Annotated in this window: 1 protein-coding gene; it reads right to left on the bottom strand. The window is 72.6% G+C overall.

Annotated features, from left to right (window positions below):
• Window positions 1-339 (bottom strand): sigma-70 family RNA polymerase sigma factor (locus ABFJ78_RS50200; protein ID WP_436394707.1); only part of this gene is annotated, 339 nt, incomplete at both ends.

The following is a 339-nucleotide window of genomic DNA, read 5'->3' as shown; positions in this document are numbered from 1 at the left end:
GAGGGCGCGGTGCTGGGCGACGCGGACGGCGCCGGGCGTGGAGCCGACCGCGTCCGCGGTCTCCTCCGCCGACAGGCCGACGACCACGCGCAACACCACGATCTCCCGCTGCTTGTCCGGCAGCACCTGCAACAACTGGGACATCCGCTCGTTCAGCTCACCTTGCAGCGCCCGCTGCTCGGGGCCCACCCCGCCTTCGACCTCGTCGGGGATCTCGGCCACCGGCTCGGCTCGGTTGCGCGCCGCCGCGCGGTGCGCGTCGGCCACCTTGTGCTGGGCGATCCCGTAGACGAACGCCAGGAACGGGCGTCCTTGATCGCGGTACGAGGGCAATGCCGT

Source organism: Amycolatopsis sp. MEPSY49 (assembly GCF_051337345.1).
Taxonomy (GTDB): Bacteria; Actinomycetota; Actinomycetes; order Mycobacteriales; family Pseudonocardiaceae; genus Amycolatopsis.
Note: the sequence above shows the minus strand (reverse complement) of the source record. Positions and strands in the feature narration are given on the sequence as shown.